Source organism: Candidatus Methylomirabilota bacterium, from assembly GCA_027293415.1.
In the GTDB taxonomy this organism is placed as follows: Bacteria; Methylomirabilota; Methylomirabilia; order Methylomirabilales; family CSP1-5; genus CSP1-5.
Window position 1 is genome coordinate 1 of record JAPUFX010000152.1, and the last position, 5,720, is coordinate 5,720.

The following is a 5,720-nucleotide window of genomic DNA, read 5'->3' on the forward strand; positions in this document are numbered from 1 at the left end:
TCCACTTGGTTCGACTCGAAGGCGTCGCCGCACACCAGCATGAACTGACAACTCTCCTCCTTGGCGATGCGTCCCATGGTCCGAATGGCGTCCACCCGCGCCTGGCTGTACCTCTCCTGGGCTCCTTCCGAGAGGAAATGGTGGGTCATACCCAGCTGCCAATCGCCTGTATGGAGAAAGCGTGTCACGGACATCATGAGATACCCTCGCGCGCCCAAACCCGAGGTAGAAAAGGTACCGGACACCTTTCAGCCTCCAAGTGGGTGAATTCGTGGAGGCACAGGGATGATTCTTCTTCGGCCGCGTGGGGGGACAAGCCGGGCCACGAAAGCTGGGCTCCCCACGGCCCGTTGGGTGCTCCAGCGGGGATCGCGGCCATCCAGCCGGGGATCCGGACTCGGCAAGAGCAGGGTACGGTAGTGCCGTTGCCGCACCTTGGGATAGGGGCTCAGCGCCACGTAGCTGGGATGGAACGTGATCAGGCGATTCGGCGTCCCCACGGCGTAGGCCGCACAGCTCGACCAAGGGTACGTGGCGGGGTCCTCGACCAGGCAGACCCGGACGGGGGGGTTCCGATCGAGATAGCGGAGGGCGGCCAGGGTATACACCTCGGCGTCCACCAGACAGGCGCGGGGCATGGCCACCCGCAACACGGGGCCGAGGAGCTCCTCTGCAACCGGGCATGGTTTCATGGGGCTTCTCCCTCGAGTCCAGCTCCCAAAAAACTCCGGCACCGCCCCAAGGAAATCAATCGGTTAGCCTCCGAAATGTGTCCATTACCTTATATGAAACTGTGCATGAAGCAGCACCGCCTGTACCAAGCCGCGGATACGACTCGAAAGCGCCTTCCATTGGTCGGCATGGGTCATGTGAGTTTCTGTCGGCAAGTGCTGTGCGTATAACTATTAAGTATATAGTTTCCGCATAATATCCTGCATGGGGCTCCGGGCCAGCATAATACCGGTCGGCCAAGGCCAATAATGGGACTTATCCCCTTTTCTAATGGGACTTATCCCCTTTTCCCCCCTTCCACGAGAGCAATGGTGCGACGAAGGCCATACGTTCCGAGCGCTTGGTCAATATCTGATATGTGTGCCAAGGCGTCCGCTCCATTATTGCAAAGACCTGCTGAATATAGGCGAGGTCATATGGGGTCTCATATAGGGTCAATCATATGGGGTCAAGTCGCTGGTTGACGAAACTGCTCATAGCCCGACGCCCAATCGTTCACGTATTCAAGCCTGACCCCCACCCCTTTGCTAGGACTGCCTACCGATCGGACCCTGCCGGCAACGCCGCAATCGCAGAAAAATCAGCTGTCTTGTCGTCCAGAATCCAATATTGAAAAACCAGCTCATCCTCGGTGTCGGAGCCGTCGCGATCCTTTATGTCCTGAATGTGAATAGCAGCAAAGTATCCGTTCGCATTCCTTAGTACGACAAACTGGCCTTCCCGTGGCATTCTAGTGCGCGACGACATGTTATACACGCTCGCATCACGAAGGTCGGAAACGTTGCGGGCATCTAGTGCAACAGCAACTCCAGCGATGCTCGGTGGATCGTTGTACACATAGAACGCCACATCGCTTGCCTTCGTCCAATTTGTCTCAAACAGCCACTCTCCATGACCGATCGTGAACAGGCCATCGTTATCGGTGTAGTTGAAAGCCGCCTTGCCTGCTAGCTTTGGATTCGCCCGGAACTGTAAAATGAACGCGAGATTGTCCGCCTCTATCTCCTCCCGCAGTTCCATTGGGAAGTACATGACTTCAACGCCGTGCTCTCGAAGCTTCCTTGAACCCTGGCTATGGACCCGTGGGTTAGGATCCAACATGCCGATGAAAACTCTGGCTATTCCTTTCTCCACGATCCAGTTCAAGCACGGTTTGTGTGAGCCGCGCGCCGTGCACGGCTCTAGTGTTGTGAAGAGAGTCGCACCCTTCAGTTCGACCTCGGACAACTTCTTTTCAAGCAGCGTGAACTCGGCGTGGTCTCCGGCCTCGAGTTCGCCTCGGTGTGCGCTACCGAGCACCACCTTATCCCTGACAATGACAACACCCACCTTAGGATGATGCCTGTCGTCCTCGGCCTTGGACTTCTTGGCCTCATCAACAGCTAGGCGCATGTAGGTTAAAACTGGATCAGTCATTGGTCCACCCAACTATTGAGTATACTGATCAGCATCGGTTACCGTTCCTTCAGTATATCGTGATGGCAGCTTTTGGTTGTTGGTTGCGATCTTATCGTTTTTGTCATGTCTTGGAAAGACCCTGAACTAACTGACCAGCGCAAACACTGCAGGGATTGCAGTATATCCAGTCTTAGGTCAAGAGGCGGTTTGGGGTCAAGGCGAGGTCCTCAGCCGGGCTTCGGAAGAAATCAGTATTATGTCCCCCGAATCCCGCCCCTGGCGTTGAGCTTCAAGTCCCCTTCGCAGGTAGAGAAGGAGAGAGTTGACTCTCGTCAAAGCGGCGATCGAGTGTTCGTAGGCCACCGTGGACTTCGTGAAGTGTTGTTCGACAGCGTTCATGGCGTTGGGGATCGCGGCGAGAGGCTGTTCAACATGCTGCCGGCTCGCTGCCGCAAGAGGTTGTGACTGCTGTCCGCCCAAGGGGGGAAGCTCTTTGTGAGCGAGGCGGCGGTTACGCCAGTCTCTGGCAAATTTGGTCTTCTGATCCGCTATCTTCACCAGCGAGTCCACCTGACTGCGGAGCTTGGGGTCGGGGATCATGCCCGACAGTCGCATAAGTGTAAGGTTGGCGTGGCCGGCGGACTGAGGCGGGTCTGTGAGTCTGCACAAAATGGAGGAGCACGTCTTCCCAGAGTGTTCTCTGAAGATGGTGAAAGAAACTCGGGGCCGTTTGGTTCAGCAGCTCAATTGTCTGTTCCGTACCTCCGAAGAGGGTACGGAAATCCTGCCACTTCAGATGCAACCACGCGACCTCATTGTAAAGTGTGTGGTGCAGTTCGCCGAGTGGCGCTGGTATCGCCGCGAGCTTTGCATCTCGCACCTGTTCAGGGGTAAGGTTCTCAGCCAAGGCCCCGACTCCTCATTGAATGCGGTCTAACTATTGAGTATGCTGATCAGCATATCCCGATCCAAAGACTTCCAACGGACGCGGCGATTCTCACCGGTTTCCAAGGACTTGCCAAGGTCCTGCGGTATTCGCCGTTGCCGACAAACACTGGTTAGCATAGCGTAGATGGGGTCACGTAGATGGAGCAATTATTGGACTTATCCCCATTTTCCCCCACGCTCCGCTCCTTGTACTCTCGATTCTTCGACTCTATTCTCGGTCCCCCTGTCGCGACAGCGATCATCAAGTCCTTCTGTGCTTCAATGAGTCGCTCAAGCTCAGTCTTCTCGAATTCGTTTCGGTCAACGAGAAAGGAACGAGCTGATATCTCATGCACCTTGAACTCGACGGGAAGCACAGACTCAATGGCCTTTTGGATTAGCGTATGCGATTGGCTAGGCAAGTCCCATACGGAGTCTGTGTTCTTGAACTTGTCCAAATCGCTGGCCCTGCACCTGGGGTGATGTTGAGTCCCAGGGAAATCTGGGGACACCATACTTATTTTTCTTATGCCTTATTGGCAACGCAAGCCCAAAGTCAAGAATTAAATATGGTGTCCCCGGAATTGTGGCCGAGGTACAAAAAGGGGACATTCTACTTTTTTGGCGCCGTCCGCCGGAGCGAAAGGTTAGACGACGACGTCGCCGCCTAAGAGGCCCGGAGGAGTGACGCCTGTACCGCTTCTGGGACCTGAATCATCACGAACCACTCGGCCGGGTACAGATAGTCCTCCCTCCAAAGGTGTCCGGTACCTTTACTACTCCTTTACCACTCGGGGTCTTTCATCGCGATCCCTCACGAGCTGATGGAAGAGGTTCGATTCCCGTTGATAGAAGCCCTGGGTATGGAAGGACTCCTTGAGATCGAAGAGTTCGTAATCTAGGTGATGACAGAGTTCGTGCAGGAGAGTCCTCAAGAATGTCCGGAAGGCCACCACTTGACGCCGGTGCGCCGTCCGCATCCACACGGTGACACGGACAGGCGTGCGGCCGTCGGCAGGGGAGTACAGGCCGTAGAGTTCGCCCCAGCTCCGGGAAGGGCGTTTTGCCAGCACTTCAACGTGGACAGGAGCCACCCTGAGCCTGTCCGTGAGGGCGGTAACGAGTTGTTGGGAAGCAGCCTCGGTCTTTCCACGGTCCTCACGCTTCAGCGCCTCGGCGATCTCCCCTATCAGGGGGGACAGAGATGCCGCCTGAGGCAGGTGGACGGTAATGACACCGTCGCTCCTGTCGTAGATACGCTTCTGAGCGCGGGTGAGGCGATTGTAGTAGGCAAAGACCATTAGCGTTACCGAGGCCCGTCGCTCGGGAGGCGTCGGAGGAGGCGCCTGGCCCGCCGAAACCACGGTCGGTCCTCACGCCGTTTGTACCGGGGCCCCGTGCGGAACGCCTCAACAGCGGCAGTGAGGGTCTCTCGTGCCTCCGTGGACCGACCCACCTCCTGATAGCACCAGCCGAGCTTATAGAGCCCCTCGGCGCTCGAGGTGTGGATGGACCGGAAGGTCTCGTAGTAGGGGAGTGCCTCGGCAAACCGCCTTCGTTCGAGATGGTAATCTCCGAGGCGCAGGTACGGTTCGCCGTAACGGAATTTCGGGTCTATCGCGAGGGCCCGTTGGACGTAGCCACTTCCCTTTTCCCAGTCTCCGAGTGCGAGGAGGCTGTGGCCAAGAAAGTAGAGGGTCTCGGCCGAGTCGGCAGAACGGGGTTCGGCAGCCCGGAGGTGCTCGAGAGCCTCCTGAGGCCTTCCTGCCAGGGCCAATTCCCGACCGAGGTCAGTCTGGGCTGCCACATTGTGGGGGTTGACTGCGACGATCTGACGGAGTTGCTCTATCTCTTGCCTGTGCCGGACCTGCCGGAGCAGTCGGAACATCCATCCGCTGGCGTACAGGTAACCCGGCAGGGAGAGCGCGGCGACGACCAAGAGGGCCAGGATAGGATTGTGGAGCAACCAGCTCAGTAGGAAAAAGAGAAAAACGCGATTCATGCCTTAGTCTGCCCGGACAAAGGAAGACGGCTGCTCGCGATTCCGCGCTCACGACAAAAGTGCTCGTTTGAGCTTACCCTGTCTCCAAACGAAGAGGCAACTATTTTCCTCTGGCTTTGGTTTTTTGTATCAGGGTCGTCCCACGTTCCGTCGGCATTGTGCTCACGTATCGCTGTCCTCAACACGGTCTCTCCCAGCATCATTTGGAGCCCCTCCGCCACGAATAGGGACAGGCTCGTGAAAATCCAGGAACTCGCCGCGCTCCAGGGCGAGCTGGCGCTGCCAGACTTCTTCGGAGTCCCACCCCCACTTCAGGTAGAGGGTCGGGACCACCAACATGTTGAGGAACGTGGAGGTGGCCAGGCCGCCGATGATGACATAGGCCATCGGCCGCTCCAGCTCCTTGCCAGCGATGTCGCCGAAGAGGAGGGGAAGGAGGCCCAACCCGGCCGCGGCGGCGGTCATCAAGACGGGGGCGAGCCGCTCCAGCGAGCCTTCGATTACGACCGCCTCCCGGTCAAGCCCCTCAGCCCGAAGGTGACGGTAATGCGTCACGAGAATAATTCCATTTCTCGCAGCGATCCCGAAAACACCAATCAGACCGATCAGAGACGGGACACTAATGACCCCCCCCGTGAAAGCGATTGCTATGACTCCTCCG

8 protein-coding genes are annotated in these 5,720 nt (G+C 57.3%); all 8 read right to left on the reverse strand.

Going from position 1 to position 5,720, the window contains the following annotated elements:
• On the reverse strand, window positions 1-197 hold a 197-nt coding region (locus O6929_10870; protein MCZ6480888.1), incomplete at its 3' end, for an exonuclease SbcCD subunit D.
• 51 nt (window positions 198-248) lie between these two features.
• The gene (locus O6929_10875) at window positions 249-692 is read right to left on the reverse strand and encodes a hypothetical protein (GenBank protein ID MCZ6480889.1); all 444 of its coding nucleotides are present in this window, start codon (window positions 690-692) and stop codon (window positions 249-251) included.
• A 307-nt stretch (window positions 693-999) separates the two neighbouring features.
• Complete coding sequence (locus O6929_10880; GenBank protein ID MCZ6480890.1) at window positions 1,000-1,170, reverse strand: DUF5131 family protein; 171 nt, start codon at window positions 1,168-1,170, stop codon at window positions 1,000-1,002.
• A 99-nt stretch (window positions 1,171-1,269) separates the two neighbouring features.
• Window positions 1,270-2,148: a deaminase gene (locus O6929_10885; protein ID MCZ6480891.1), complete on the reverse strand. Its 879-nt coding sequence runs from the start codon at window positions 2,146-2,148 to the stop codon at window positions 1,270-1,272.
• Between the two features lie 195 nt (window positions 2,149-2,343).
• Complete coding sequence (locus O6929_10890) at window positions 2,344-2,799, reverse strand: hypothetical protein (protein ID MCZ6480892.1); 456 nt, start codon at window positions 2,797-2,799, stop codon at window positions 2,344-2,346.
• Window positions 2,800-3,833: 1,034 nt separating this feature from the next.
• Window positions 3,834-4,421, reverse strand: a complete 588-nt coding sequence (locus tag O6929_10895; GenBank protein ID MCZ6480893.1) for a hypothetical protein — start codon at window positions 4,419-4,421, stop codon at window positions 3,834-3,836.
• Window positions 4,364-5,059 carry a tetratricopeptide repeat protein gene (locus O6929_10900; GenBank protein MCZ6480894.1) on the reverse strand — a complete coding sequence of 232 codons (696 nt, stop codon included), beginning with the start codon at window positions 5,057-5,059 and terminating at the stop codon, window positions 4,364-4,366. The genes O6929_10895 and O6929_10900 overlap by 58 nt, the downstream gene beginning before the upstream one ends.
• Window positions 5,060-5,221: 162 nt before the next feature.
• On the reverse strand, window positions 5,222-5,720 hold a 499-nt coding region (locus O6929_10905; protein MCZ6480895.1), incomplete at its 5' end, for an efflux RND transporter permease subunit.

Bases quoted from the DNA above. Each gene is read 5' to 3' on its own strand.
- O6929_10875 (MCZ6480889.1), bottom strand. From the start codon at position 692: ATGAAACCATGCCCGGTTGCAGAGGAGCTCCTCGGCCCCGTGTTGCGG.
- O6929_10900 (MCZ6480894.1), bottom strand. From the start codon at position 5,059: ATGAATCGCGTTTTTCTCTTTTTCCTACTGAGCTGGTTGCTCCACAAT.
- O6929_10885 (MCZ6480891.1), bottom strand. From the start codon at position 2,148: ATGACTGATCCAGTTTTAACCTACATGCGCCTAGCTGTTGATGAGGCC.